Origin of the sequence: Bradyrhizobium pachyrhizi (genome assembly GCF_029714545.1) — a bacterium.
GTDB lineage: Bacteria > Pseudomonadota > Alphaproteobacteria > Rhizobiales > Xanthobacteraceae > Bradyrhizobium > Bradyrhizobium pachyrhizi.
On the sequence record NZ_CP121667.1, the window covers coordinates 3042137 to 3067470 of the forward strand.

General features: G+C 65.9%; 19 protein-coding genes. 14 read left to right on the forward strand and 5 right to left on the reverse strand.

The window, feature by feature from the left end:
* Positions 1-17 precede the first annotated feature (17 nt).
* Both QA639_RS14090 and QA639_RS14095 read right to left on the reverse strand, forming a co-directional pair.
* Positions 18-1232 carry a mandelate racemase/muconate lactonizing enzyme family protein gene (locus tag QA639_RS14090; protein WP_028334402.1) on the reverse strand — a complete coding sequence of 405 codons (1215 nt, stop codon included), beginning with the start codon at positions 1230-1232 and terminating at the stop codon, positions 18-20.
* A gap of 257 nt (positions 1233-1489) precedes the next feature.
* Positions 1490-2749, reverse strand: a complete 1260-nt coding sequence (locus QA639_RS14095) for an amidohydrolase family protein (RefSeq protein WP_028334401.1) — start codon at positions 2747-2749, stop codon at positions 1490-1492.
* Between the two features lie 154 nt (positions 2750-2903).
* Here QA639_RS14095 and QA639_RS14100 point away from each other — a divergent pair, with 154 nt between their 5' ends.
* Entirely contained in the window at positions 2904-3323 is a 420-nt protein-coding gene (locus QA639_RS14100) for a nuclear transport factor 2-like protein (protein ID WP_283090080.1), read from the forward strand.
* Between the two features lie 181 nt (positions 3324-3504).
* Here QA639_RS14100 and QA639_RS14105 read toward each other — a convergent pair whose 3' ends face one another.
* Together QA639_RS14105 and QA639_RS14110 are read right to left on the reverse strand one after the other, a co-directional pair.
* Entirely contained in the window at positions 3505-4263 is a 759-nt protein-coding gene (locus QA639_RS14105; protein WP_283090081.1) for a GntR family transcriptional regulator, read from the reverse strand.
* Positions 4264-4304: 41 nt separating this feature from the next.
* Complete coding sequence (locus QA639_RS14110) at positions 4305-4466, reverse strand: hypothetical protein (protein ID WP_283090082.1); 162 nt, start codon at positions 4464-4466, stop codon at positions 4305-4307.
* On the opposite strand from QA639_RS14110, the gene QA639_RS14115 reads away from it, so the two are divergent.
* From QA639_RS14115 to QA639_RS14165, 11 genes are all read left to right on the forward strand, one after another.
* On the forward strand, positions 4465-5319 hold the full coding sequence (locus QA639_RS14115; protein WP_283090083.1) for an ABC transporter ATP-binding protein: 855 nt from the start codon (positions 4465-4467) through the stop codon (positions 5317-5319). The genes QA639_RS14110 and QA639_RS14115 overlap by 2 nt on opposite strands.
* A gap of 2 nt (positions 5320-5321) precedes the next feature.
* On the forward strand, positions 5322-6098 hold the full coding sequence (locus QA639_RS14120) for an ABC transporter permease (protein WP_028334397.1): 777 nt from the start codon (positions 5322-5324) through the stop codon (positions 6096-6098).
* Between the two features lie 44 nt (positions 6099-6142).
* Positions 6143-7168 (forward strand): ABC transporter substrate-binding protein, encoded by a 1026-nt coding sequence (locus QA639_RS14125; RefSeq protein ID WP_283090084.1) that lies wholly within the window; start codon positions 6143-6145, stop codon positions 7166-7168.
* 109 nt (positions 7169-7277) lie between these two features.
* Positions 7278-8714, forward strand: a complete 1437-nt coding sequence (locus QA639_RS14130) for an amidohydrolase family protein (protein ID WP_283090085.1) — start codon at positions 7278-7280, stop codon at positions 8712-8714.
* Between the two features lie 173 nt (positions 8715-8887).
* Positions 8888-11320, forward strand: coding sequence for a CaiB/BaiF CoA transferase family protein (locus QA639_RS14135; protein ID WP_283090086.1), 2433 nt, complete (start codon positions 8888-8890; stop codon positions 11318-11320).
* A complete protein-coding gene (locus QA639_RS14140) occupies positions 11320-12396 on the forward strand; it encodes an ABC transporter ATP-binding protein (protein WP_283090087.1) in 1077 nt (358 codons plus the stop codon). Before QA639_RS14135 ends, QA639_RS14140 begins: the two co-directional genes overlap by 1 nt.
* Positions 12393-13403, forward strand: coding sequence for an ABC transporter ATP-binding protein (locus QA639_RS14145; protein ID WP_283090088.1), 1011 nt, complete (start codon positions 12393-12395; stop codon positions 13401-13403). Before QA639_RS14140 ends, QA639_RS14145 begins: the two co-directional genes overlap by 4 nt.
* A gap of 4 nt (positions 13404-13407) precedes the next feature.
* Positions 13408-14955, forward strand: coding sequence for an ABC transporter substrate-binding protein (locus QA639_RS14150; RefSeq protein WP_283090089.1), 1548 nt, complete (start codon positions 13408-13410; stop codon positions 14953-14955).
* A 3-nt stretch (positions 14956-14958) separates the two neighbouring features.
* A complete protein-coding gene (locus tag QA639_RS14155) occupies positions 14959-15915 on the forward strand; it encodes an ABC transporter permease (RefSeq protein WP_157345736.1) in 957 nt (318 codons plus the stop codon).
* Positions 15912-16796, forward strand: coding sequence for an ABC transporter permease (locus tag QA639_RS14160; RefSeq protein WP_050385158.1), 885 nt, complete (start codon positions 15912-15914; stop codon positions 16794-16796). Before QA639_RS14155 ends, QA639_RS14160 begins: the two co-directional genes overlap by 4 nt.
* 211 nt (positions 16797-17007) lie before the next feature.
* The gene (locus QA639_RS14165) at positions 17008-20310 is read left to right on the forward strand and encodes a carboxyl transferase domain-containing protein (RefSeq protein WP_157345738.1); all 3303 of its coding nucleotides are present in this window, start codon (positions 17008-17010) and stop codon (positions 20308-20310) included.
* Positions 20311-20514: 204 nt separating this feature from the next.
* On the opposite strand, the gene QA639_RS14170 is transcribed toward QA639_RS14165, so the two are convergent.
* Complete coding sequence (locus QA639_RS14170) at positions 20515-22149, reverse strand: flavin-containing monooxygenase (RefSeq protein ID WP_283090090.1); 1635 nt, start codon at positions 22147-22149, stop codon at positions 20515-20517.
* A gap of 234 nt (positions 22150-22383) precedes the next feature.
* Here QA639_RS14170 and QA639_RS14175 point away from each other — a divergent pair, with 234 nt between their 5' ends.
* Together QA639_RS14175 and QA639_RS14180 are read left to right on the forward strand one after the other, a co-directional pair.
* Complete coding sequence (locus QA639_RS14175; RefSeq protein ID WP_157347538.1) at positions 22384-23607, forward strand: cytochrome P450; 1224 nt, start codon at positions 22384-22386, stop codon at positions 23605-23607.
* Between the two features lie 117 nt (positions 23608-23724).
* The gene (locus tag QA639_RS14180; RefSeq protein WP_157347539.1) at positions 23725-25323 is read left to right on the forward strand and encodes a GMC family oxidoreductase; all 1599 of its coding nucleotides are present in this window, start codon (positions 23725-23727) and stop codon (positions 25321-25323) included.
* Positions 25324-25334: the final 11 nt, after the last annotated feature.

The following is a 25334-nucleotide window of genomic DNA, read 5'->3' on the forward strand; positions in this document are numbered from 1 at the left end:
CTACGGTGTAGAGAGACCTACTTCTTCAATCCATAATTCAACAGCCCGCCCTTGTTCTTCGGCGGATGCGCGCGCAGGCCTTCCTCGTTCGGCTCGGTGCCCCAGCCCGGCCGATCCGGGATCACGAGATGGCCGTCGACGAATTCAGGCACGTGGGTGAACAGCTCGTGGTCCCAGGCCAGCCGATCGATGTCGGTCTCCATGATCCGCAGGTTCGGCACCGCGGCGCAGAAATGCGCGTTCATCATGGTGCAGAGGTGGCCGTAGAAATTATGCGGCGCGACGTTGACCTCGAAATGCTCGGCGGCGGCGGCGATCTTCATCGACTGCCAGACCCCGTTCCAGGGCGTATCGATGATCGCGACATCCATCGCCTGCTCGGTGAAATAGGGCAGGAATTCGCGCAGGCCGAGCAGCGTCTCGCAGGACGAGATCGGGTGCGGGCTCTGGCGGCGGATATAGCCGAGCGCCTGCGGGTTGAAGGTGTCGATCTCGACCCAGAACATGTCCATCTTCTCGATGGCGCGCAGGATCTTGAGATAGCCCTCGGTCTTGGCGTTGAAGTTGAGGTCGAGCAGAAGATCGACATCCGGCCCCGCGCCGTCGCGGATCGCCTCCAGATGCATGCAGAGATTGCGCAGCACGGTGCGATCGATATTGATCTCGGGCTGGAACGGCGAGCCGAAGCCGGGGCGCCAGCCTTGCGGCTTGCCGTCGGTGTAGACGAAGATGTTGGTCTTCATCGCCGTGAATTTCTTCTCGCGCACCTCGGCCCCGATCGCCTTGACGCCGTCGAGATCAGTGATCGCCGGCTTGTACCAGTCGGGATGATTGATGCGCCAGGTCGCGCAATGCGACCAGTACACCCGCACCCGGTCGCGGATCTTGCCGCCGAGCAGGTCGTAGCAGGGCACGCCGAGCGCCTTGGCCTTGACGTCGAGCAGCGCGTTCTCGATCGCTCCGAGCGCCAGCGCCACCACACCGCCGGCGGCGGGGCGCGTCGCGGCGAACAGCTCGACATAGATCCGCTCGTGCTCGAACGCGTTCTTGCCGACCACCCGCGCCGACAGCCGCTCGATCGCCGCCGTCACGCCGGGCGCGCCGAAGCCCTCGTCATATTCGCTCCATCCGACCAGCCCGTCCGTGGTCGTCACCTTGACGAAGTGATAATTCCGCCAGCCGGCATCGCAGGCGAGCGTCTCGACGCTTTTGATTGTGGTGGATTTGCTCATGGCTTCCTGCCCGGGTTGTTTGTTGCTGTTGGGAAGTACCAACAACGGATCGGCGAAGACGTCAATTCGCGCCAGGGCAAGGCGACAATGCAGCCCCGTCATTGCGAGGAGCTCGCGACAAAATTGCAAAGCAATTTTGCGCTGAAGCGACGAACCAATCCCCGAGTGGTGCGATGGATTGCTTCGCTACGCTCGCAATGACGGGGAGGGAACGTATGCACAAACCGTGACCCTTCGAGACGCCGCTTCGCGGCTCCTCAGGGTGACGGGGAGAATCCTGTGTCAGGCCGGAACAGCGTCGGCCGCTGCCGTTCGAACGTCTTGCGGCCGCGCTTGAAGCCCATCAGCACGTCGGGCAGCTCGGCGATCGCGTTGGTTCCGCTGTCGGTGTCGAGCACGACGATGTCGGCGGGATTGCCGACCGTGATGCCGTAGTCCTTCAGGTTCATCAGCCGCGCCGGCAGGTCGGTGACGAGATCGAGGCAGGCGTCGAACTCGCCGATCCCGGCATGCGCCGCATTGGCGTAGAGATTGGCCATGCGCAGCAGCGATGCATCGCCGAACGGGGTGAAGGGATTCTGCACATTGTTGGTCGCGACCGAGCACAGCACGCCATCGGCGACGAGCCGGTGCGCGGCGGTCAGCCCGCGCGGCGCATTATGGGTGGCGTCGCGTCCCATCAGATAGAGATCGGTCGCCGGCAGCACGGTGACCGCAACGCCGGCCTCGGCGAGGCGCGCGCTCGCCGCCTTCAGCCGCTCGGGCGGCAGCGCGGAAAGTTTGGTCGCATGCCCGATCGCAACGCGCCCGTGATAGTTGCGCCGCTCGGTCTGCCGGCAGACCTCCTCCATGTGCCACCAGGAGGGATCGAGGTCGAAATCGAGATGCAGGTCGACATCGACGTCGAACTCCTGCGCGAGGTCGAAGATGCGCGCGATATGCGCGTTCGGATCGCAGTCGACATAGGGGCAGCCGCCGACCGCCTCGGCACCGTCGTGCAGCGCTGCGACCAAGAGCTCGTCGGCCCCGGGATCGTTGGTCAGGCCCTCCTGCGGAAAGGCGCAAAGCGAGAGGTCGAGCGCCCAGGCATAGTCGCGTTTCAAGGCCTTGACTGCCTCGAAGCCGCGCAGCCCGATCCTCGGGTCGATCTCGACATGCGTCCGCATCCGCGTGGTGCCCGCCGTGATCGCGCGCTCGATCACCCTGCCGCCACGCGCATAGACATCCTCGACCGTGAAGTCGCGCTTCATCGCCGACACCGCGCGGATCGCCTCGCCGAGGCTGGCGTGATCGTGGCCGCAGCGGCCGAGCAGGCAGGCCTTGTCGAGATGGATATGGGTGTCGACGAAGCCGGGCAACGCCAGCCGGCCGTTGAGGTCGACGTCGACCGCCTCGCACACGAGGCGCGGCGCGATCGCGGCAATCCTGCCGCCGGCGATGCCGATATCGACCGCGGCGGCAGAGCTGCGCGTCACGGCATTGCGGAAGACCAGGTCGAAGGCAGGTGTCGCGATCATCGGTCAGGAAACATCAGGATGGTCTGAGCCTAGCGGAAGGGCAGGGAACCAGCAGCACCAGATTGTGTGCAGTTCTATGGTTCGATTGTCTAAAAAATATGCATACACTTTGGTGGTCAGATTGTAGAGTCCTGATTATCTCCGGAGGCCCCCCATGTCCGCACCCGCCAAAGCCGATGCCCGCCCGATGTCCGACGCCGAGATCGTCGAGGCTTATCTGACGGCGTCGATGATCCCGGATCCGGATGCGGCCGCGGCCCATATGAAGCCGGGCACGGTGATCACCTTCACCGGCGGGCGCGAATTCGACCATCCGCGCGGGCCGACCGGCTTCAATGCGAAGCGCTATCGCTGGGTGAAGAAGAAGATGGACCGCTTCGATGTCTGCCCTGGCACGGACGAGACCGTCGTCTACAGCGTCGGCACGCTCTACGGCGAATGGACCGACGGCACGCCGTTCGAAGGCAACCGCTATGTCGACCGCTTCGTGGTGCGGGACGGGCAGATCGTCAAGATGGACGTCTGGAACGACAGCGCCGAGCGGATTTTGGTGCAGCGGGGGATCGAGGCGTAGGGAGCGGTGCCAGTTCTCCCTCGCCCCGCTCTTGCGGGGTCGAGACGAGCGAAGCTCGCTCTTAGAGGGTCGGGGTGAGGGGCTGCATCCGCGAGTATCGGCCGCGGATAGACCTGTACCCCATCACCCGGATCGCATCTGCGATCCGACCTCTCCCCGCAGGCGGGGCGAGGTGAGAGCATCAGCGCCGCGCCGCCTTCGGCAGCTTCACCATCTTTTCGCCGCTCGCCTCGTCGGCATAGGGCGCCAGAATATCCAGCAGATCGCGCCCGCGCCGCGGGCTTGGCGCGACCAGCGCGCGGGTCGCCACGGAATCCAGGTGGCTGTGCATCAGCCCCATCACCTTGTCGACGTCGCCTTTCGCCAGCGCGGCGATGATCGCGCGGTGCTCGTTGATCGCGCATTCCGATGAATGCGGCCGGCTGTAGAGCGACAGCGTCAGGCAGCAGCGGTAGGCGACCTCGCTGACATAGCGCACCAGGATCGGACTGTTCGTCATCTGGGCGAGCAGGATGTGGAATTCGGTGGCGAGCCGGATCGACACCGCGTCGCTGCCGTCGCGGGCCCGATCCTCGGCGTCGACATGGGCTGTGAGCTCGGCGATCTGCGCCTTGGTCAGCTTGCCCGCGAGCTGCCGCACCACCAGCCGCTCGAGCTCGATGCGGATGTCGAAGGCATCGCGCGCCTCCTGCCAGCTCGGCGTCGCCACCACGGCGATGCGGTTGCGGCGCAGCTCGACCAGGCCTTCCGCCGCCAATTGCCCGAGCGCATGCCGTGCGATGGTGCGGCTGACGCCGAAGCGCTCGCCGAGGGAATCCTCGGGCAGCTTGGCGCCGGGCTCCAGCGCCTGCTCGATGATCGCGCGCCGCAGCGCGCGGCAGATCACGCTGACCTTGTCTGACGATTCAGCCGTCTTGCCGCTGTCGGCGCGCCCCGCCATTGCCGCGAATCCCTCTCGAAGCTGCTTCGAACGCCTCTTTATCATACCGCCAAAGCAATCGGGCGCTCGAATTGCATGCAGTTTGAGCCACGGATTGCCCAAAAGGAATCCGGCCATTTGGGCGCGGAATGCGCGATCCCCTTGATTTTCAACGCGGCGGCCGCTGGCATCCAGTTTGCATGCACTTTGCCCGTGATGCGCATGCAACCAAACTCCGAATTTGCCGGCGAGCCGATGGCCGCCGGATCCGCGCCGACCGCGATCGAGCTGTCGGACGCCTCCGTGACCTTCGGCCGCGGCGCCCGCGCCGTGCCGGCACTGTCGACAACCACGCTGCGGATCGCCGAGGGCGAGTTCGTCGCGCTGGTCGGCCCGTCCGGCTGCGGCAAGTCCACCATCCTGCGGCTGGTCAGTGGCCTGGCGCGGCCGACCACCGGCGTCGTCATCGTCGGCGGCCGCGAGGTCGCGGCGCGCGCGATGCGCGTCGGTATGGCGTTCCAGAACCCGACCATGCTGCCGTGGATGACGATCGAAAAGAACGTCATGCTGCCGCTGAAGATCGTCGAGCCGTTCCGCTCGCAATTCCGCAAGCTGCGCAAGACCGAGTTCCGCGACAAGGCCAATGCGCTGCTCGAGCAGGTCGGGCTGAAGGGATTCGGCGGCCGCTATCCGTGGCAGCTCTCCGGCGGCATGCTCCAGCGCGCCAATCTGTGCCGCGCGCTGATCCACGAGCCGCGCATGCTGCTGCTCGACGAGCCGTTCGGCGCGCTCGACCAGTTCACCCGCGAGGAGCTGTGGGGAATCCTCCAGCAGCTCTGGATGACCCACAGGCCGACCGTGCTGCTGGTCACCCATGATCTGCGCGAGGCCGGCTTCCTCGCCAGCCGCATCTGCGTGATGAGCGCGCGGCCCGGCCGCATCCTCGACGACTCCAGGGTCGATTTCGCCCGTCCGCGTACCGTGGCGATGACCTTCGAGCCCGACTTCGTCGCGCTCAACCAGAAGCTCCGCGCCTTCATCGTCGATGCGCGCACCGCGGCGCGAGAGGGAGCCTGACCATGTCCACGTCAGACATCAGGCAGAAGGCCTGGTCCGCGGCGCTGATCGTGCTGTTCTTCGTCGCCTGGGAATTGTTCTGCCTGATGACGGGGATGTCGGACCTCGTGTTGCCGCGGCCGTCGCAGATCTTCGTCACGCTGTTCGAGAAATTCCCGATCCTGTGGCCGCACATCGTGCAGACCCTGGTCACCACCATGATCGGCTTCGTGCTCGGCGTGGCGCTCGGCTTGGCGCTCGGTGCCGTGATCGGGGTGTCAAAAACCGCCTACGACACCTGTTATCCGCTGCTGGTCGGCTTCTCGTCGATCCCGAAGGTCGCCGTGGTGCCGATCTTCGTGCTGTGGTTCGGCTCCGGCACCGTGCCGGCGGTGTTGACCTCGCTGTCGATCTGCTTCTTCCCGATCGTCGTCAACATCGCCACCGGTCTTGCCACCACCGAACCCGAGCTCGAGGACGTGCTGAAGGCGCTCGGCGCCAGCAAGTTCGACATCCTGTGGAATGTCGGGCTGCCGCGCACGATGCCGTTCTTCTTCGCCTCGCTGAAGGTCGCGGTCTCCTACGCCTTCGTCGGTGCGGTGCTGTCGGAAACCGTCGCGTCGAACCGCGGCATCGGCAACGTCATGATGACGGCGTCCTCCAATTTCAACGTGCCGCTAGTGTTCGCCGGGCTGTTCGTGCTCGCCGGTCTCGGCGTTGCGCTCTACGTCCTGTTCTCGCTGATCGAGGGCCAGGTCACCGGCTGGGCGACGCGCAAGGACAATGTCATCGCCACTTGAGACACTTCGTCAACCGTCAAGCAATGAAGCTTAAGGAGATCTCGATGCTGAGAAAGATAAGCGCCGCGCTGTTGGGATTGGCCCTGGTCGCCGGTCCCGCGCGCGCCGAGGACACCACCATCAAGTTCACGCTGGGCTGGAAGACGCAAGGCTCGGACGCCGCGTTCTTCTACGCCAAGGACAACGGCTACTTCAAAGAAGAGGGCCTCAATGTCGTGATCGACCAGGGCGAGGGCTCCGGCGCGACCGTGACGCGCATCATGTCGGGCGCCTATGACGCCGGCTTCGGCGACGTCAACGCGATCATCCAGAACGCCGCGACCAAGCCGCAGGATGCGCCGATCATGGTCTACATGATGTGGAACCAGCCGCCGTTCGCGATCGTCGCCAAGAACTCGAGCGGCATCAAGTCGATCAAGGATTTCGAGGGCCATACGCTCGGCGGCGCGCAGGGTACGCCGACCACGCGGTTGTTGCCGGTGTTCGTGCACAAGAACGGGCTCGACGGCGAGAAGATCAAGGTCTCCAACATGGCGCCGAACCTGCAGGAGCCGATGCTGATCAAGGGCGACATCGACGCCGCGCTGGTGTTCAACATCACAAGCTATTTCAATTTGGTGCTGAACCGCCAGGACCCCGACAAGGACTTCAAATGGTTCTCGTTCGGCGATTACGGGCTCGACCTCTATTCCAACGGCGTGATGGTCTCGCGCAAGCTGATCGCGTCGAACCCGAAGGCGGTGGCCGGCCTCGTGCGCGCCATCAACAAGGGCGCGATCGCGGTCGCCAAGGACCAGAACGCCGCCATGAAGGCGGCGCTGAACTACGACAATCTGATCAATGTCGATGTCGAGAAGCGCCGCCTGCAATATTCCTTCGAGAAGCTGATCGTCTCGCCGGAGATGAAGGACATCGGCATCGGCGACGTCGAGGACGACCGCATGGCCCGCGCCATCGGCTTCATCGTCGAAGGCTACCAGCTCGCCCGCACGCCGGCCCCCGCCGAGGTGTTTTCGCGGGAATTCCTGCCGCCGCGCGCGGAGCGGGAGTTGGTGTATACGGCGAATTGAGGTTACGCGTCATTGCGAGGAGCGAAGCGAAGAAGCAATCCAGCTTTCCCCTAGCGGAGAGGGGGATTGCTTCGCTGAGCTCGCAACGACGACCAAGCGGAGAAGGTCGATGGACGTCACGGCAACCCGTCTGTTCTCCGCTTCTGACCTCGAGATCCGCAATGACGTCCTGCTCCGTCACGACGCCGGCATCATCGCCGATATTTCCGAAACCGCGCGCCCGGCGACAGGCCCGCGTTCCCTCATCCTCCCCGCTTTCGTCAACGCCCACGACCACGCCCGCCCGCAGGCCTCGAGCTTCGGCGCGGTCGGCATGCCCCTGGAGAGCTGGATCCTGCGCACGGTGGTCGGCACGCCGGTCGATCCGTATCTCACCGCGGCCTCGGCGTTTGCCCGCGCAGCGCAGGCCGGCTGCGCCGCCATGATGGTGCACTACACCCGCCCGAGCGGCACCATGCCGTTGCTCGATGAAGCCAGGGCGATCGCGCGCGCCGCCGGCGATGTCGGCATCCGCATCGCCTTTGCCATCGCCGTGCGCGACCAGAACCCGATTGTCTATGGCGACAGCGAAGCGGTGCTGTCATGTCTTCCGGCCGATGACCGCAAGACGACCGAACAGCTGTTCGTGCGCGCCCCGATGTCGCCGCAGGCCTATATCGAGCTGACCGACGCGATCGCTGCGGCGATTGGCGGGCCGAAGGTCGACGTCCAGCTCGGGCCGGCCGGCGTGCAGTGGTGCTCGAAGCCGCTGCTGGAGGCCGTCGCGGAAAATTCGGCGCGGACCGGCCGTCGTATCCATATGCATCTGCTCGAGACGACCTACCAGCGCGCCTGGGCCGACCGGTATTTCCCCGGCGGCATCGTCCGCTATCTCTGCGACATCGGTTTCCTCTCGGAGCGGTTGACGCTTGCGCATTGCATCCACGCTCGGCCTGACGAGCTCGAGATGATCGCGGCGTCGGGTGCGCGCATTGTCACCAATTTCTCCTCCAATCTGCATCTGCGCTCCGGGCTGGCGCCGATCGCGGCCGCGCACGGCTGCGGCTGTGCAATCGCGGTCGGCGTCGATGGCCTCGCGCTCGATGAGGATGACGACGTGCTGCGCGAGATGCGGCTGGTGCAGATGATGCACGGTGGTCTCGGCTTCAAGCGTACATGGACTGCTCAGGAATTCTTCACGCTCGCGATCCGCAACGGCCGCCGCGCCACCGGCGCGCCGGGCACCGGCGAGCTCGCGGTCGGTGCGCCGGCCGATTTCGTCAGCATCGATCTCGACCGCCTCGAGCGTGATCAGATTCTCGATGCCGATCCGCTCGACCTGCTGTTCGCACGCGGCAATGCGTCGCTGATGTCAGAGCTTGTGGTCGATGGTCGCACCGTCGCCAAGGCCGGCCGGTGCCTCGGTGTTGATCTTCCCGCCATTGAGCAGGAACTGCGCGGCATCACCCGCGCGGGCGCTGCCTCATACGCGCATGTCTTGCGCGCATGGCCGCGACTGTCGAACTCAGTGCAACACTGGTTCGAAGCGCAGCTCACCTGCAATTAGCTGCACAATCTTCGCTTCGCGCCGAGCAGCAACTTCGGTCATACGCTCGCTAATTCCGTCAAGCGGAAGAAAATTCCACTTGCATCACACTCGTCGCGCGGCTTCAAGTTCATTCAACAAAAAAACTGAATCAGCCGCTGTCACCGGCTGGTCATGTGTCGCGAGGAAGCCTGATGGGCGCGTTGTCGCATCTGCGGATTGTCGAGATCGGAAGTGCTGCGGCGACGAGCTATTGCGCGCGGCTGTTTGCCGATTTCGGCGCCGATGTGCAGAAGGTCGAGCCGCCGCACGGCGATCCGCTTCGCCGCACCGCGCCGCTGACGCCCAAAGGCCGGAGCGCGTGGTTTGCGTTTCTCAACTTCAACAAGTCGAGTGTCGTGCTCGACACGGGCGATGCGGGCGCGGCATCGCGCTTGCGGGAGCTGATTGTCGGCTGCGACATCTTGCTCGACGGGCGCGGCATCGCCGCGGCGGATTGTCCCGAGATCGATCTCGACGCGATCAAGCGGGATAATCCTGGCCTGATCCATCTCGACCTCGCCTGGTTCGGCGATCGCGGTCCCTACGCCAATTTCGCGGCGACGGACTCCACGATCCGCGCGCTGACCGGACTGGTGAAGCTGGTCGGTCCGGAGCAGGGGCCGCCGATGCACGCGCCGGATTTCCAGATCGGCATTCTGGGCGGGCTGTGGGGTTTCATCGCCGCCGCCTCGTCGGTGCTCGGCCGTATGCAGGACGGGCGCGGGCGGGAAAACCATCTCAGCCTGTTCGAGGCCTCTATCGCCGTCACCGAATACATCATGTTCGAGGCGTTCCAGCGCGGCGACATCATGCGGCGGATCGGCGTCAACCGGTTCTGGCCGACCTTTCCGGTCGGCATCTACGAGACCAAGCAGGGCTGGCTCGGCGTCACCACGGTGACCCCGGCGCAATGGCGCGCGTTCTGCGAGATGCTCGGGCTCAACGAGCTGCGCGACGATCCGACGCTGGTCATGGGGGTCGACCGGCTGCGCCATGTCGCGGAGATCGAAGGCAGGATATTGCCGAAGCTGAAGCAGCGCACCGCGCAGGAGTGGTTTGCCGAAGGCCTCAGGCGCAAGATTCCGATCGTGCCGGTGCCGGAGATCTCCGATCTCATCGCCGACGAGGAGAAGCGCGCCCGCGGCGCCATCGTCCCGATCACCGTCGGCGACGAGACCGGCTTTTCCGCCGGCACCATGCAGCGTCTGACCGCAACGCCGCCGCTGCATGGCGGCCGGGTGCCTGATCTCGGCGAGCAGCAGGCGAGGCGCGAGGCGGCGCCGCGCGTGCCGACGCCCAGTCCCGCCGCAACCGATCGCTTGCCGCTCGAGGGCATCCGCGTCGTCGACTTTTCGATGGGCTGGGCCGGGCCGATCTGCACCCGCACGCTCGCCGATCTCGGCGCCGACGTCATCAAGATCGAGGCGACCCAGTATCCGGACTGGTGGCGCGGCGTCGACCGCCGTCCGGCCTATGTGCTGGAGCAGATGTACGAGAAGTCGGTGCGCTACTGCATCATGAACCGCAACAAGTGCGGCATCACGCTCGATCTGACCCGGCCGAAGGGGCTTGAATTGGCGAAGCGCCTGCTCGCCGATGCCGACCTCGTGGTCGACAATTATTCGGTCGAGGTGCTGCCCAAGCTCGGCCTCGGCTACGACGTGCTGAGCGAGATCAATCCCAAGCTGGTGATGATGTCGATGTCGGCGTTCGGCGCCGGCAGCGTGCACCGCGATTGCCGCGCTTACGGCTCGACGCTGGAGCAGGGCTCCGGCCTGCCCAGCGTGGTCGGCGATCCCGATGGTCCGCCGGTCATGAGCCATACCGCGTTCGGCGACGCCGTGGGCGGGCTTAACGGCGCCGCCGCGGTGCTGACCGCGCTGATCCACGCCAAACTGACCGGGCAGGGGCAGTTCATCGATCTGGCGCAGATCGAATGCATGATGCCGTTCGCCGCGCCCTGGATCGTGGCGCATTCGACCAGTGGCAGGCCGCCGACCAAATACGGCAACCGCCATCCCGATTTCGTGCCGCATGGCTGCTTTCGCTGCGCCGGCGAAGACAACTGGATCGTCGTCGCGGTGTCCGACGACGCGATGTGGCCAAAGCTCGCGCGGCTGCTCGGCCGCGAGGACTGGGCAGCGGACGAGGCGCTCAAGACGGCCGGGGGCCGCCGCGCCATCGAGGCCGAGATCGAGGCTGCGATCACGGCCTGGACCGCGGCGCGCGATGCCGATGCGGCGATGACCGCGCTGCAGACCGAAGGTGTCGCCTCCGGCGTGGCGCGGCTGCCGATCGATCTCCTGGAGGATCCGCAGCTCCACGCTCGCGGCTTCATCCAGCAGGTCGACCGCGCGTTCATCGGACGACATCCGCAGCCGTCGATGCCGTTTCGCGAGAGTGATGCGCCGTTCGCGATCCGCTCGGTGCCGCCGACGCTCGGCGAGCATAACCGCGAGATCCTCGGCGGCATGCTCGGGCTCTCCGACGCCGAGCTCGATGAGCTCACCCGCGAGGGCATCATCGGCACCGAGATGCTGATGGAGGAGCAGCTGGTGAAAGAAAAGAAGCGGGCGGCGGGCTGATGGAGGCAGGCCAGCCGGCACAGCGCAGGGTGGAGGGGGCGCGCGACGGCGCGCGGCCGCTGCTGTCCGTGCGGGGGCTCGGCATCCGCTTCAAGACCGCGCAAGGCGTCTGGCAGGCGACGCGCCGCATCGACTTCGACATCGCGCCCGGCGAGCGCGTCGGTATCGTCGGCGAGAGCGGCTGCGGCAAGACCATCACCGGCCTGTCGATCCTGCGGCTGTTGCCGGGCAATTTTGCCGGCCTCGACGGCAAGATCCTGTTCGACGGCGTCGATCTCGCCTCCTGCAGCGCGCGACAGATGCGCGCGATCCGGGGCAAGCGGGTCGCGATGATCTTCCAGGAGCCGATGAGCGCGCTCGACCCGGTCTTCACCGTCGGCCACCAGATCGCCGAGACGTTGCGCGTCCATACCGACGTTTCCCATGAGGAGGCACGCGCCAAAACGCTGGAGATGCTCCGCCGGGTCGGCATCGCCTCGCCCGAGCGGCGGATCGACGACTATCCGCATCAGCTCTCCGGCGGCATGCGCCAGCGCGTGATGATCGCGGCGAGTTTGATCTGCGGGCCGCAGCTTTTGATCGCGGACGAGCCGACCACCGCGCTCGACGTCACCGTGCAGGCGCAGATCCTCGAGCTGCTGCGCGACATCAGCGAGACCTCGAAGACCGCGCTGATGCTGATCACCCACGATCTCGGCGTCGTCGCCGAGGCCTGCACGCGGATGATCACGATGTATGCCGGCGAGGTGATCGAGGACGCCACCGTCGACGAGGCGCTGGTGCGGCCGCTGCATCCCTATACGTCGGGACTGTTGCGCTCGCTGCCGCATTTGAGCCCGCGCCACGGCCGGCTGCCGTCGATCCCGGGCCGGGTGCCGTCGATCGCGGAGATGCCGAACGGTTGCCGCTTCCGGGCCCGCTGCGCGCATGCGGTGAAGGGTTGCGAGGCCGAGCAGAAGCTGCAGGACGCCGGCGGCGGCAGAAGAGTGCGCTGCTGGCGCTTTGCCGAGCTCAATCTGCCGGGCGCGCTGCATCCGCCCTCGGCGCCGGTTGCTGCGAAGGTCGCGACGCAATGACCACAGCCGGTGCCGAGCCCCGCCGCGACGCCATCGTCTCGGTGCGCGACCTTCAGGTCCGCTTCCAGACCTCGGACCGCCGCGCCACCGTGAAGGCGGTCGACGGCGTCAATTTCGACGTCCGCCGCGGCGAGACCTTTGGCATCATCGGGGAGTCCGGATCGGGCAAGACCACGATCGGCCGCGCGCTGGTGTTCCTGCTCAATCCCAGCGCCGGTGCCATCCTGCATGACGGCATCGATCCGCTGGCGCTGCCGCGCCGGGAGTTTCAAAACCATCGCCGCGACTATCAGATCATCTTCCAGGACCCGAACGCCGCGCTGAATCCGCGCATGACCATTCTGGCCTCGGTGCTGGAACCGCTGGAGCTCGCACGTGTCGGCAGCCGTGCCGAGCGCGAACGGCAGGCACGGCAGGCGCTCGAGCGCGTCGGCCTGCCGCAGGAATTCGGCGCGCGCTACCCGCATCAGCTGTCCGGCGGCCAGAAGCAGCGCGTCGTGATCGCGCGCGCGCTGACGCTCAAACCCAAACTGATCGTCTGCGACGAGGTGGTGGCCGCGCTCGACATGTCGATCCGCGGCGACGTGCTCAATCTGTTTGCCGATCTGCAGCGCGATCTCGGGCTGACCTACGTCTTCATCACCCATGATCTCGCCGTTGTCTCGCACATCAGCGAGCGCGTTGCGGTGATGTATCTCGGCCAGTTCGTCGAGCTCGGTCCGACCGAAGAGGTCGCCGAGCGGCCGCTGCATCCCTACACGATCGCGCTGCTGTCGGCCGAGCCGCGGCCGCTGCCATCCACGATGCGGCAGGAGAGCCGCATCGTCTTGCAGGGCGAGGTGCCGAGCCCGATCGATCCGCCCTCGGGTTGCCGCTTCCGCACCCGCTGCCCGCATGCGCAACCGCTCTGCACCGAGCGTGTGCCGGAGTGGCGCGAGCTGAAGCCCGATCACTGGGTGGCCTGCCATTTCGCCGACCGCCCGAATTTTTCGAACACCGGAGGATGACGCCATGACGATGACGACACGACGCGAGGCCATGGCGCTGATCTCAGGCGCGCTCGCCACCACCACGCTCGGCGGCCGCGCCTTCGCGGAAGGGGCGCCGAAGAAGGGCGGCACCTTGCGCATTTCGGCGCCGGCCAATCCGTCGAGCCTGGATCCCGCGACCGGCGGCGCCGGCTCCGACCACGCCTTCCTGTTCACGATGTACGACACGCTGACTGAGTGGGAGTTCGACACGCTGAAGCCGAAGCCCGGCCTTGCCGAAAGCTGGAAGTTCACCGACCCCACCACGCTGGTGCTCAACATCCGCGCCGGCGTCACCTTCCATGACGGCACGCCGCTCGATGCGGAAGCCGTCAAGTTCAATCTCGAGCGCAACCGCAGCGATGCGAAGTCGAACATCAAGGCCGACCTGCTCTCGGTCGCCGCGGTCGAGGTCACTGGCCCGCAGCAGGTGACGTTGAAGCTGAAGACACCCGATACCGCGCTGCCCGGGATCCTCTCCGACCGCGCCGGCATGGTGGTGTCGCCGACGGCGCTGAAGGCGGCCGAGGGCGGCGTCGTGACGCGCAAGCCGGTCGGCGCCGGCGCCTATTCGTTCGTCAGCTGGGCCGACGGCGAGAAGATCGTGGTCAAGCGCAACGAGAAATACTGGAAGCCGGAACGGCCGCTTCCCGACGGCATCGAGATCTCGATCATTCCCGAGCTCACCACCGGTGCCCGCTCGGTCACCGCTGGTCAGAACGACCTGATCTACCAGCTGCCGCCGCGGCAGAAGGTGATCATCGAGCGCGCCTCCAGCGTCAAGGTGGTGCATGGCCCGACGCTGTACGTGTTCCAGATCTTCCTGAACTGGGCGAAGCCGCCGTTCGACAATATCAAGGTCCGCCAGGCGCTGAATTTCGCGATCGACCGCGAATCCTTCGTCAAGGCCGCGCTCGCCGGCCTCGCCGAGCCGGCCTACATGAACCTGCCGAAGGCGCATTGGGCCTATGACGCCGAGGTCGCAAAGCTCTATCCCTACGATCCCGACAAGGCACGCAAGCTGCTCGCCGAGGCCGGCTTCAAGGAGGGCACCCAGATCGAGTTCGGCGGCTATCCGGACCAGGATTCGGTGCAGCGTCAGGAGATCCTGATCGAGCAATTGCGCAAGGCCGGCATCAACGCGCGCTTCGTCAACGCCCCGGTCGCGGAGGCCTCTGCTGCCTTCTTCGGTCCGGAGAAGAAGGGCGCCGGGTTGCTCTCGGCCTGGACCGGCCGGCCCGACCCGAGCCTGACCTATTCGCTGATGTTCACCAAGGACGCCTATTACAATGGCGGCCGCGCGCCGGTGCCGGCCGAGCTCGAGGCCGCGATCAAGGAATCGCGCGCCTCGGAGGACATCGACACCAGGCGCAAGGCGTTCTCCACCGTGCAACGGCTGGCGATGGAGAACGCCTTCGTCGCGCCGCTGGCGTTCCAGTTCGAGCTGGTCGCCATGAACAAGAAGGTGCAGGGCTATCGGCCGAACCTGCTCGGCAAGCCGAAATACGACGACGTCTGGCTCGGGAGTTAGGCGATGGCGCGACGGTCACCGGTCAGGGTCGTCGGCAGCCGCCTCGTGCAGGCGCTGCCCGTGATCCTGCTCGCGACCTTCATGGTGTTCGCGCTGCTCAAGCTGGTGCCCGGCGACATCGCCGTGACGCTGGCGGGCGACAACGCGACCGACGCACGGATCACCGAGATCAGAAAGATCTACGGTCTCGATCGCCCGTTCCTGGTGCAATATGGCGCCTGGCTAGGCAATGTCGCGCAAGGCGATCTCTCGCAATCGCTATTAACCGGCGAGAAGGTCGCGGACTCGATCGGGCGCGCGTTTCCGAACACGCTGCTGATCGTCGTGATCGCGCTGGCGCTGGCGCTGGTCACGGGCATCCCGATGGGCGTGATGGCCGCGATCAAGCCGAACGGCTGGATCGACAAACTGATCAGCATGCTGGCGTCGCTCGGCGTCGCGGTGCCCGGCTTCTGGCTCGCGATGATCCTGGTGGCGGAATTCTCGTTGAAGCTGAACTGGCTGCCGGCGACCGGCGCAAAATCCTTCAGCGCCTCGCCGGTCGATGCGATCAGGCATGCGCTGCTGCCTGGCATCGCGATCGCGGCCTACGGCATGGCCGAGGTCGCGCGCCAGCTGCGCGGGGCGCTGCTGGAGGTGCTGTCGTCGCAATATGTCCGCACCCTGCATGCCAAGGGGCTGTCGATGTCCCGCATCCTCTGGCAACACGGCCTGAAGAATGTCGGCGTCAATCTGCTCACCATCATCAGCCTTTTAGTCAACCGCATGCTGGCGGCGACCGTGGTGATCGAGGCGGTGTTCGCCATTCCCGGTCTGGGCAGCCTGATCGTGCGCGGCGCGATCCAGCGCGATTTCCCGATCGTGCAGGGCGTCGTCTTCACCATGGTGGTCGTTGTCATCGCGGTGAACCTGATCACCGATTTGCTGTGCGCCGCGGTCGATCCGAGGATCGAGCAATGACCGACATGGCGCTCGCTCCCCTGAAGGCACCGGCGCGGCCGACGCGGCTGCGGCGCTTTGTGCGCTGGCTCGCCGGCGACCTCCGCGCCGCGCTGTCGATTCTGGTGCTCGTGGTGCTCGTCGTCGTCGCAATCGGCGCGCCCTGGATCGCGCCCTATGCGCCGACCGCGCAGGACGTCAACAACATGCTGGCGCCGCCGGGGCCGGCCCATCTGCTCGGCACCGACGATCTCGGTCGCGACATCTTCTCGCGTTTGATCTACGGCGCTCCGGCCACCGTCTATGCCAGCCTGCTTGCGGTCGGCGTCGCGGTCCTGATCGGGCTGCCGGTCGGCCTCATCGCCGGCTATTTCGGCGGCTGGATCGACGACATCATAAGCCGCATCATCGACACCTTCCTGTCGTTCCCCGCCATCGTGCTGGCGATCGCCGTCACCGGCGCGCTCGGCATCGGGCTCACCAACGGCATGATCGCGGTCGGCATCACGATGTTTCCGGCGCTGGCGCGCATCGTCCGCGCCCGCACGCTGATCGTGCGGCAGGAGCTCTATGTCGATGCCTCCAGGGGATTTGGCGCGCCGACCTGGCATGTGCTGTGGCGCCACGTGCTGCCGAACACGCTGCAGCCGGTCATCGTGCAGGTGACGCTCTTGCTCGCCGCTGCGCTGCTGGCCGAAGCGAGCCTGTCGTTCCTCGGCCTCGGCATCCAGCCGCCGGACCCGAGCTGGGGCGCCATGCTGGCGCGCGCCTATCAATACATGGAAATCGCCCCGGAGCAGATGTATGCGCCGGGCCTTGCCATTCTCGTCGTCTCCCTGGCGTTCAATGCGCTCGGGGAGTCCTTGCGTGTCGTGCTCGATCCGACCATGAAGGATCGCTAGGGGTACAAATGCTGACGGGATGCCGCGCTGTGTTCACCTCGCCCCGCTTGCGGGGAGAGGTCGAAATTTGCGCGCAGCGCGAATTTCGGGTGAGGGGGAGTCTCCACGAGCGAGCCTGCGGAGAGTCCCCCTCACCCGAAGCCTACGCTTCGCTTCGGCTTCGACCTCTCCCCGCAGGCGGGGCGAGGTAAGCAAACTTACGGAACCGATCATGTCCTTCAAGAAATTGCTGATTGCCAACCGCGGTGAGATCGCGATCCGGATTGCCCGCGCCGCCGGCGAAAGCGGCCTTGCCACGGTTGCGATCTATCCCGCCGATGATGCGGCTTCGCTCCATGTCCGCGCCGCCGACGAGGCGCGCGAGATTCCCGGCCATGGCGCGCGGGCCTATCTCGCCATCGAGGCGGTGGTTGCGGCGGCCAAGGCCGCAGGCTGCGACGCGCTGCATCCGGGCTACGGCTTCCTCAGCGAGAACACGCAGCTCGCGCGGCGCTGCGCCGAGGAGAAGATCACCTTCGTCGGCCCGTCGCCGGAGGCGCTCGACCTGTTCGGCGACAAGGCCAAGGCAAAGGCGCTGGCAAAAAAATGCGGCGTCCCGGTCATTGCCGGCACTTCGGGCGCGACCAGTCTGGACGAGGCAAAGGCGTTCTTCGCCGCGCTCGGCGCCGGCGCCGCCGTGATGATCAAGGCGATCGCTGGCGGCGGCGGGCGCGGCATGCGCGTGGTCGAGGATGCCGCCAAGCTCGACGAAGCCTATGCGCGCTGCCAGTCGGAGGCCAAGGCGGCGTTCGGCAGCGATGCTGTCTATGTCGAGCGGCTGATCCGAAAGGCCCGCCATATCGAGGTACAGATCATCGGCGACCGTCACGGCGTCATCAGCCATCTCTGGGAGCGCGAATGCACCATCCAGCGCCGCAACCAGAAGCTCATCGAGGTGGCGCCGAGCCCGTCGCTGAGCGATGGCATGCGCGCGCGCATCATCGAGGCGGCGAAGCAGCTCGCGACCGCCGCGCGCTACGACAATCTCGGCACCTTCGAATTCCTGGTCGACGACGAAGCCGGCGAAGGTGAGGGCGCGTTCGCCTTCATCGAGGCCAATCCGCGGCTCCAGGTCGAGCACACCGTCACCGAGGAAGTGCTCGGCGTCGACCTCGTGCGCGCGCAGCTCGCGGTCGCCGCCGGCGCCACGCTCGGCTCGCTTGGGCTGGCGCAGGCCGCCGTGCCGCTGCCGCGCGGCTATGCGATGCAGCTCCGCGTCAACATGGAGGTGATGGACGAGAAGGGCATCACGAAACCGACCGGCGGCACGCTCAGTGTGTTCGACCTGCCGTCCGGTCCCGGCGTTCGCGTCGATACCTTCGGCTATTCCGGCTACCGGACCTCTGCCGCGTTCGACTCGTTGCTGGCAAAAGTCATCGTCCATTCGCCGAGTTCAAAATGGACCGACGTGGTGCACAAGGCATCGCGCGCCTTGCGCGAATTCCGGATCGGCGGCGTCGCCACCAACATCCCGTTCCTCGGTGCCATCCTGGCGCATCAGAGCTTTGGGCGGAACAAGATCAGCACCAATTTCATCGATACGCATGTGGCGGCGCTGGTCGGCGCGGCGAGGGAGCTTGCGCCTCCGCTCGTCGAGGTGAACGAAGCCGTTGTTGCCAAGCCGGTTACCGCCGAAGCTGCCCCCGAGGGATCGCTCCCGGTGCCCGCGCCGCTGCAGGGCACCATCGTGGCGATCGAGGTCGCGGAGGGCGATCTGGTCCGTCCCGGCCAGCAGATCGCGGTGCTGGAATCGATGAAGATGGAGCATCTCGTCACCGCGCCGCATGGCGGCCGGGTGACCAGGATCGCGGGCGGCATCGGCGTCACCCTGATGCATGGCGAGCCGATCCTGTTCCTCGAGCCTGCCGAGGTCGACGGCCATCACGCGGCGGAAGAGACCGCGATCGATCTCGATCATATCCGGTCTGATCTCGCCGAGCTGATCGCGCGCAAGGCGATCACGCTGGACGAGAACCGCCCGGCCTCGGTCGAGCGCCGCCGCAAGACCAACCAGCGCACCGCGCGCGAGAACATCGCGCAGCTGGTCGACGAAGGCTCGTTCGTCGAATACGGCTCGCTGGCGATCGCGGCGCAGCGCCGCCGCCGCAAGGTCGAGGACCTCATCAAGAACACGCCGGCCGACGGCCTGATATCAGGCGTCGCCACCGTCAACGCCAAGGATTTCGGCGCCGATGGCGCGCGCTGCATGGTGATCTCCTACGACTATACCGTGCTCGCCGGCACCCAGGGCCATATGAACCACAAGAAGATCGACCGCATGCTCGGCCTCGCCGAGCAGTGGCGCATGCCGCTGGTGTTCTACGCCGAGGGCGGCGGCGGCCGTCCCGGCGATACCGACCGGCTCGGCATGACCGGCCTCGACGGCCCGTCCTTCGTGCAGTTCGCAAAACTTTCCGGGCTGGTGCCCGTGGTCGGCGTGGTTTCCGGCTATTGCTTCGCCGGCAACGCCGCGATGCTCGGCGTCTGCGATGTGATCATCGCCACCAGGAATGCCTCGATCGGCATGGGCGGTCCGGCGATGATCGAGGGCGGCGGGCTCGGCGTCTACCATCCGGCCGAGGTCGGCCCGGTCTCGTTCCAGTCGCCCAACGGCGTGATCGACATCCTGGTCGAGGACGAGGCCGAGGCGACCACGGTGGCGCAGAAATATCTGTCCTATTTCCAGGGCGCGGTTCAGGACTGGAAGGCGCCGGACCAGCGGCTGCTGCGCCGTGCGATTCCGGAAAATCGCCTGCGGGTCTACGATATCCGCAACGTGATCGACCTGATTGCTGACGAGGGCTCGGTGCTGGAGATCCGCAGGGATTTCGGCGTCGGCATGATCACGGCCTTCATCCGCATCGAGGGCAAGCCGTTCGGCCTGATCGCCAACAACCCGAAGCATCTCGGCGGCGCGATCGATGCGCCGGCCGGCGACAAGGCCGCGCGCTTCATGCAGCTATGCGATGCCTTCGACATCCCGATCGTCTCGCTCTGCGACACGCCCGGCTTCATGGTCGGCCCCGAGGCCGAGAAGACCGCGATCGTGCGCCACGTCGCGCGGATGTTCGTCACCGGCGCGAGCATCACGGTGCCGCTGTTCGGCATCGTGCTGCGCAAGGGCTATGGCTTAGGGGCGCAATCGATGATCGGCGGCGGCTTCCACGCCTCGTTCTTCACGGTGGCGTGGCCGACCGGCGAGTTCGGCGGCATGGGTCTCGAAGGCTATGTCCGCCTCGGCTTCCGCAAGGAGATGGAGGCGATCGAGGACCCGGTCGAGCGCGAGAAGTATTTCCAGACCAAGGTCGCCGAGCTCTACGCCAACGGCAAGGCGGTCTCGATCGCCTCGGTGCTCGAGATCGACGAGGTGATCGATCCCGCCGACACAAGGCACTGGATCATGGCCGGCCTGCGCTCGGTGCCGAAGGTCGAGCCGCGGACCCACCGCAAGCGACCATGTATCGATGCGTGGTAGGGCTGCGTAGGGCGCTTCAATCCACGAGCCGTAAACTTGATGTCGTCCTGGCGAAAGCCAGGACCCATTACCCTAAATCTCAATTACCGTGCGACGCTGGGGCCGCGATCCCGTTCATCATCGAATGCGGTGGTTATGGGTCCTCCTGGCTTTCGCCAGGACGACAGTGGTGGATGGGGCAGGCGCCTCGCGTCACTGACACAGTCAGCCCAACCGCAACTCAACATACCCGTTCGTCGCCACCGCGTCGCATCTCTCACGATACGCCGGTGCGCTGCCGCTGTAGCGGGCGACGATGCGGGTCTGCTTGCCCTCGACGTTGCGGTTGATGCCGGTCATCCAGGAATCGACCTCGTTGGAGAGCAGGCCGACGCCGAGCGCCTTGACATGCTCGGTCCAGTCGGCGGTGCCCTCAGGCGTGGCATCGAGGAAGGTCAGGTCTCTCTCCTGCGCGAAGCGGATCAGCCCGGTGACCCAGTCCACGCTGTATTCGATGCTGCGCGGGATGTTGCCAAGCGCGGTGTGCGGGCCCATCAGCATCATCATGTTGGGGAAGCCGTCGACCATCAGCCCGAGATAGGTTTCCGGGCCGTGCGTCCATTTCTCCTTCAGCCGTGCACCGTGCGCGCCGCGGAAATCGATTTTGTCGAAGCTGCCGGTAATGGCATCGAAGCCGGTGGCGTAGATGATGATGTCGAAGGCGTAATCCCTGTCGCTGGTGCGGATGCCTTCGGGCGTGATCCGCTCGATCGGCGTCGCCTTGATGTCGACGAGCTCGACATTGTCGCGATTGTAGACCTCGTAATAGAAGGTCTCGAGCGGCAGACGCCGCGTGCCGAAGCCGTGGTTCTTCGGGATCAGCATCTCCGCGACCGCCTGGTTCTTCACGCGCTCGCGGATCTTGCGCGCGACGAAATCGCTGATGGTGGCATTCGCCTTGCGGTCGATCAGGATGTCCTTGAAGTTGCCTTGCCAGATGCCGAAGCCGCGCTCGCCATAGAGCTTCTCGTAGAACGCCTCGCGCTCCGCCTCGCTCACCTCGAACGCGCCGCGCGGATCGGGCGTATGCACGAAGCAGGCGAAGGTCTCCTTGCAGCGCGCGAAGATCTCGGGATAGCCGGCCTTGATTCTGGCTTGCGTCTCAGCGTCGATCTTGCCGTTGTGCAACGGCGCCGCCCAATTCGCGGTGCGCTGGAACACGGTGAGATGCCCGACCTCGCCGGCGATGGTCTGAATGGTCTGGATGCCGGTCGCGCCGGTGCCGATCACGGCGACGCGCTTGCCGGTGAAATCCACCTTCTCCTTCGGCCAGCGCGCGGTGTGAAACGATTGACCCCTGAAATCGTCGCGGCCCTCGATCCGCGGCAGGGTCGGCGTCGACAACGGGCCGATCGCGGTGATCAGGAAGCGGCAGGAGTGCTGCGCGCCGCTCTCCAGCGTGATCCGCCAGCTTCGCGTGTCGTCCTGGTAGATCGCGGACGTGACGCGGCTCTCGAACTGGATGTCGCGGCGCAGGTCGAACTTGTCGGCAACATAGTTGCAGTAGCGCAAGGTCTCGGGCTGGCCGGCGAAATGCTCCGACCATTCCCATTCCTCGAGCAACTCCTTCGAGAACGAGTAGCCGTAGGAATAGCTCTCGGAATCGAAGCGTGCGCCGGGATAGCGGTTCCAGTACCAGGTGCCGCCGACGCCGGTGCCGGCTTCGAACACGCGCGCGCTAAGACCAAGCTCGCGCAGCCGGTAGAGCTGGTACATGCCGGACAGGCCGGCGCCGATGATGATGACGTCGTAGTCCAGCGCAGCCGTCTCGGGGCTGTTGTCCTGGCGCGATGCGGCCACCTGTCGTTGCTCCCTGATGGATTGATTGCCGGCAAGGCTAACCGGTCTTCCTGCCGCCGACAAACATCGCGGAGCGGGGCAGCTATCGGGATTTGCCGGGTGCGTCGGCCCGCGCGCATTCCGCGCGGCGGACTGTCCGCCCCGCGGCTTTACTCGGCCGCGGGATTCCCTCTATCGTCGGCCCGACACTACGATCGCCCGCCAAGCGGCGACGGAACCAGCGGGAGTGAAGCGATGGGAGAGGCGCTGCGCAGGCCGATGTCCATAGACGTCAGCAATCCCCGGCTTTATCAGGACGACACCTGGCGGCCGCTGTTCGCGCAGCTCCGCCGCGACGATCCCGTGCATTATTGCGAGGCGTCGGCCTACGGTCCTTACTGGTCGGTGACGCGCTACGACGACATCTTCGCGGTCGAGCTGGATCACCAGAACTATTCGTCGGCCTCCGAGCTTGGCGGTATCCAGGTCGCGGACCAGCCGAAGGGGCAGGAGCGGCCGAGCTTCATCCGCATGGACCCGCCCGGCCACACCGCGCAGCGCCGCACGGTGGCGCCGATCGTGGCGCCGTCGAACCTCGCCAATTTCGACGCCCTGATCCGCAAGCGCACCGCAGCCGTGCTCGATGCGCTGCCGCGCAACGAGACCTTCGACTGGGCCGAGCGGGTCTCGGTCGACCTCACCAACATGATGCTGGCGACGCTGTTCGATTTCCCCTCCGAGGACCGTGGCAAGCTGACCTGGTGGTCGGATGTCGCGATCGCCAACGTCGAATCCCCCGACGCGGTGGTGCATTCGGAGGCCGAACGCACCGCCGAACTGGTCAAGATGGGAGAATATTTCCGCAAGCTGTGGGACGCGCGGGTCGATGCGCCGCCGACCTTCGATTTGATCTCGATGCTGGCGCATTCTGAAGCGACGCGGAATCTGGAGCCGCGCGAGTTCATCGGCACGATCGGGCTGTTGATCGTCGGCGGCAACGACACCACGCGCAATTCGATGTCGGCCGGGCTGATGGCGCTGTGCGAGAACCCGGAGCAATTGGAGCTGGTCCGCGCGAGGCGCGAGCTGATTCCGAACCTGGTGTCCGAAACCATCCGCTACCACACGCCGGTGCTGCACATGCGCCGCACCGCACGCAATGACGTCGAGCTTGCTGGCCGCCGGATCAAGAAGGGCGACAAGGTCGTGATGTGGTACATCTCCGGCAACCGCGACGAGGACAAGATCGAGCGTGCCGATGAATTCATCATCGACCGCGCCAAGCCGCGCCAGCATCTCGCCTTCGGCGCCGGCGTCCACCGCTGCGTCGGCGATCGCCTGGCCGAGCAGCAGCTGCGCATCCTCTGGGAGGAGGTCCTGGCGCGCGATCTGCGTTTTGAGATGATGGGCCCGCCGCAAAGGCTCTATTCCAATTTCATCCGCGGTATACGAAGCTTGCCGGTGAGAATCGTCAATTGAAGTTGTGGGTTTGTCATTCCGGGATGGTGCGTAGCACCAGACCCGGAATCTCGAGATTCCGGGTTCGATGCTGCGCATCGCCCCGGAATGACGGGATCATAAGAACAAGGAATCCGAATGAACGATCCCGTTGACGTCCTGATCATCGGCGCCGGCGCGTCCGGCGCCGCGGTGGCCTGGAGCCTCGCCGATACCAAGATGCATATCCTCTGCCTCGATCAGGGCGGCTGGATGAATCCTGCCGAATATCCGAGCACCGGGCGCGACTGGGAAGCGAAGTTCTACGGCGAGTGGTCGTCCAGCCCGAACGTCCGCCGCCGTCCCGAGGACTATCCGATCAACGACGACAATTCGCCGATCAAGGTCGTCAACTTCAACGCCGTCGGCGGCTCGACGGTGATGTACACCGCGCACTGGCCGCGGCTGCATCCGTCCGACTTCAAGGTGAAGACGCTCGACGGCGTCGCCGACGACTGGCCGATCGACTACGACGCGCTCACCCCGTTCTTCGAGGAGAACGATCGGATGATGGGTGTCTCCGGCCTGTCGGGCGATCCGCTGTCGCCGCTGAGCCATCCGCCGATGCCGCAGCAGCCGCTCGGACTATCGGGCCCGCTGATCGGCAACGCCATGAACAAGCTTGGCTGGCACTGGTGGCCGTCGGACACGACCGTGGCGACGATGGATTACGAGGGCAGGGCGCGCTGCATCAATCTCGGCCACTGCACGCCGGCCTGCGCGCAGGGTGCCAAGGCCTCGACCGACATCACCTACTGGCCGCACGCGGTCCGCGCCGGGGTCGAGCTGAAGACCCATTGCCGGGTGCGCGAGATACTGACCAACGAGCACGGCATGGCCTCCGGCGTCGTCTATTACGACAAGGACGGCGTCGAGCGGTTTCAGCCGGCCGAAGTCGTCATCATCGCCTGCAACGGTGTCGGCACGCCGCGGCTGCTGCTCAATTCGGTGTCGGGCAAATTCCCGAATGGCCTTGCCAATTCGTCGGGCCTGGTCGGCAAGAACCTGATGTTCCACCCCTACGCGCAGATCTACGGCTTCGTGAAGGAGCCGACCGACAGCAACCGCGCGCCGCCGACCTGCCTGTGGAGCAAGGAGTTCTACGACACCGATCTGTCGCGCGGCTTCGTCCGCGGCTACGGCATCCAGTTCGGCCGCGGCGCCGGGCCGGTGTTCGAGGCGGTCGCGAGCGAGCAGAAGGGCATCCTGCCCTGGGGCAAGGATCATCACCGTGTCTTCCGCAAGCTCAACGGCCATCGTCTCGCGGTGTCGGCGATCTGCGAGGATCTGCCGGAGGAGCACAACCGTGTCACGCTCGATCCCGTGTTGAAGGACAGCCACGGCATCCCCGCGCCGAAGATCGATTACACGATCAGCGCGAACAGCCGGAAGATGATGGATCACGGGCTGGCGCGCGGCCGGGAGATCCTCGAGGCCGCCGGCGCCACCGACATCTGCATCAACGATCCGATCCCGTGGGGCGGCTGGCATCTGCTCGGCACCGCGCGGATGGGCACCGATCCGGCGCGCTCGGTGGTCAACGAATGGGGTCGCTCGCATGATGTGAAGAACCTCTTCATCGTCGACGGCAGCATCTTCGTCACCTCGGGTGGCGTGAACCCGACCTCCACCATCCAGGCCCTCGCGCTCTACATCGCCGACCAGATGAAGCAGCGCCTCGCCAATCTGTTCGATTGAGACCGCCAGAG

Bases quoted from the DNA above. Each gene is read 5' to 3' on its own strand.
- QA639_RS14095 (WP_028334401.1), bottom strand. From the start codon at position 2,749: ATGATCGCGACACCTGCCTTCGACCTGGTCTTCCGCAATGCCGTGACG.
- QA639_RS14155 (WP_157345736.1), top strand. From the start codon at position 14,959: ATGGCGCGACGGTCACCGGTCAGGGTCGTCGGCAGCCGCCTCGTGCAG.
- QA639_RS14110 (WP_283090082.1), bottom strand. From the start codon at position 4,466: ATGCGCATCACGGGCAAAGTGCATGCAAACTGGATGCCAGCGGCCGCC.
- QA639_RS14105 (WP_283090081.1), bottom strand. From the start codon at position 4,263: ATGGCGGGGCGCGCCGACAGCGGCAAGACGGCTGAATCGTCAGACAAG.
- QA639_RS14175 (WP_157347538.1), top strand. From the start codon at position 22,384: ATGGGAGAGGCGCTGCGCAGGCCGATGTCCATAGACGTCAGCAATCCC.
- QA639_RS14120 (WP_028334397.1), top strand. From the start codon at position 5,322: ATGTCCACGTCAGACATCAGGCAGAAGGCCTGGTCCGCGGCGCTGATC.
- QA639_RS14125 (WP_283090084.1), top strand. From the start codon at position 6,143: ATGCTGAGAAAGATAAGCGCCGCGCTGTTGGGATTGGCCCTGGTCGCC.
- QA639_RS14090 (WP_028334402.1), bottom strand. From the start codon at position 1,232: ATGAGCAAATCCACCACAATCAAAAGCGTCGAGACGCTCGCCTGCGAT.
- QA639_RS14115 (WP_283090083.1), top strand. From the start codon at position 4,465: ATGCAACCAAACTCCGAATTTGCCGGCGAGCCGATGGCCGCCGGATCC.
- QA639_RS14180 (WP_157347539.1), top strand. From the start codon at position 23,725: ATGAACGATCCCGTTGACGTCCTGATCATCGGCGCCGGCGCGTCCGGC.
- QA639_RS14145 (WP_283090088.1), top strand. From the start codon at position 12,393: ATGACCACAGCCGGTGCCGAGCCCCGCCGCGACGCCATCGTCTCGGTG.
- QA639_RS14150 (WP_283090089.1), top strand. From the start codon at position 13,408: ATGACGATGACGACACGACGCGAGGCCATGGCGCTGATCTCAGGCGCG.
- QA639_RS14165 (WP_157345738.1), top strand. From the start codon at position 17,008: ATGTCCTTCAAGAAATTGCTGATTGCCAACCGCGGTGAGATCGCGATC.
- QA639_RS14130 (WP_283090085.1), top strand. From the start codon at position 7,278: ATGGACGTCACGGCAACCCGTCTGTTCTCCGCTTCTGACCTCGAGATC.
- QA639_RS14160 (WP_050385158.1), top strand. From the start codon at position 15,912: ATGACCGACATGGCGCTCGCTCCCCTGAAGGCACCGGCGCGGCCGACG.
- QA639_RS14135 (WP_283090086.1), top strand. From the start codon at position 8,888: ATGGGCGCGTTGTCGCATCTGCGGATTGTCGAGATCGGAAGTGCTGCG.
- QA639_RS14100 (WP_283090080.1), top strand. From the start codon at position 2,904: ATGTCCGCACCCGCCAAAGCCGATGCCCGCCCGATGTCCGACGCCGAG.
- QA639_RS14140 (WP_283090087.1), top strand. From the start codon at position 11,320: ATGGAGGCAGGCCAGCCGGCACAGCGCAGGGTGGAGGGGGCGCGCGAC.